The organism is uncultured Fibrobacter sp. (genome assembly GCF_937877005.1).
GTDB lineage: Bacteria > Fibrobacterota > Fibrobacteria > Fibrobacterales > Fibrobacteraceae > Fibrobacter.
Map to the genome: position 1 here is coordinate 1 of NZ_CALEFV010000198.1, position 1,662 is coordinate 1,662.

Consider the following 1,662-nt stretch of genomic DNA (forward strand, 5'->3'; position numbering starts at 1 on the left):
ATGCGGGCGATACCTTGAAGGTGCACCGCGATTACGTGATGGACAAGTCGCGCGGTTACTTGAAGAACTACATGCCTTCGGAACTGGCTTGGCGCGTGAAGTCTGTGGATATGGCTGCCATTGATCGCGAAGTAAAGACTATCGAAGGCCTTGAAGACGGCTACGATTCCCTGCTTGCCCGTATTCCGATGCCCGAAGTGTGGCGCAAGCAGCTTTTGAATCCGGATTACAAGCCGCACTTGAGACGCTTGGAAAAGCACCGCTGGGAAATGGACCACATGCTTTTGGGCGAAGTGCCGACCAAGGGTAACATTACGCAGATGCTCAAGGACCAGGGCCGCTTGAACTTTGCCTTGATTCAGGTGGATTCCGTGGTGGTGAAGGGCTTTGAAAACCGCGACCATCGCCGCTGCCTGGACTATGTGGTGTACCTGCAGGAAAAGGAAAACTTCCCGTACTACATTTGGGAACAGCACGTGAATAGCGGCATTGTTCCCGAACAGTTCAAGAAGTACAATAAGGGTTTGAAGGCGGAATACCAGACCCAGTTCGAGGTCATGATTGACCCGACGACGGGCGTGCCTTGCCAGGAACGTGAAGTCAAGGTCGGAACGCATACCATGGTGAACCCCGACACGAAGGACACAGCGACCTTCAAGAGCCAGATTACACTCGAAAGACTGTATACGATCAAGAAAGCGGAAGAGAATGAATAATTAGTGATGTGAGATGTGTAATTATTAATTGTTCATTATTCATTTCACATTTCACATTGCACATTTTAATGGCCTATGCGTAAGTTTTTTTGTGTACAATTGTTTTTCCTTGTGGCTCTCGCCATGGTGGGCTGTGCCACGCATCCGTCGCCGCAACAGACGATGGTCGATGACCGTTACATGGTCTACAAGGAAATGGAGAAGGCATACCGCGCAGCCGAAGAAGAATACATGAACTTGCTCTTTAACATTGAGCGCATGCCCGAAGAAGAAGAGCTGTGGATCATGAAGCGCGACAAGATGCTGGAGTTGATGCAGTTGAAGGAACTGATGCTCAATGCTCGCGCGGAACTGGACCAGGCCATGCAGGAATGGGAGCGGCATATGCTGGACTTGCAGGCCGAACAGAAGAAGGCGCAGGTCAAACCCTACAATCCGAACTTTACGGGTAAGGACGGCCAGCGCACAAGTCCGGGACAGTTGCTCCCCGGCGAAGTCAAGCCCAAACAAAAATACGGCGAACTCTAGTCCGCCCGTTGGCTATTGCCAACTATTTACAAATCCCATTCCAATGGCGAATTTGATTCGAGTGGGGGCGATGCTTTCGGGTATTGCCGGAAGGTCAATGGGCGTAAGCTTTTTACCCCCATGCAAATTCTCGTCTTCGTCGATGCGGTTCAGACCGCGGGCGAGCGTGAGCGAGATGTCGAACGGCACGCTGTAGAAGATTCGGTTGCTCATGCGGAAGGTTAAGCCCACGGAGCGGTCCCAGAAACGGTGGTCGGTGAACTTGTCGGTGTCGAACCACTTGCCGTTCCAGGCGGCGCCCATCTGCGAGAACAAGTCGATGTAGAAACTGCGGGTCTCGAATATCCATGCGCTCTTGCGCCAGTCGTCGTAAACGGGGTAGAGGTAATGGAGTTCGGCAATGGCGGTGCGCATGCCG

At 52.3% G+C, this 1,662-nt stretch carries 3 protein-coding genes; 2 read left to right on the top strand and 1 reads right to left on the bottom strand.

Features of this window, described 5'->3' with window-relative positions:
- Together Q0628_RS09205 and Q0628_RS09210 are read left to right on the top strand one after the other, a co-directional pair.
- Nucleotides 1-716 (top strand): hypothetical protein (locus Q0628_RS09205; protein WP_298770338.1); only part of this gene is annotated, 716 nt, incomplete at its 5' end.
- 75 nt (nucleotides 717-791) lie between these two features.
- On the top strand, nucleotides 792-1,244 hold the full coding sequence (locus tag Q0628_RS09210; RefSeq protein ID WP_298770340.1) for a hypothetical protein: 453 nt from the start codon (nucleotides 792-794) through the stop codon (nucleotides 1,242-1,244).
- A 12-nt stretch (nucleotides 1,245-1,256) separates the two neighbouring features.
- On the opposite strand, the gene Q0628_RS09215 is transcribed toward Q0628_RS09210, so the two are convergent.
- Nucleotides 1,257-1,662, bottom strand: a 406-nt coding sequence (locus Q0628_RS09215; protein WP_298770342.1) for a hypothetical protein, incomplete at its 5' end; no start/stop codon positions are given.

Bases quoted from the DNA above. Each gene is read 5' to 3' on its own strand.
- Q0628_RS09210 (WP_298770340.1), top strand. From the start codon at position 792: ATGCGTAAGTTTTTTTGTGTACAATTGTTTTTCCTTGTGGCTCTCGCC.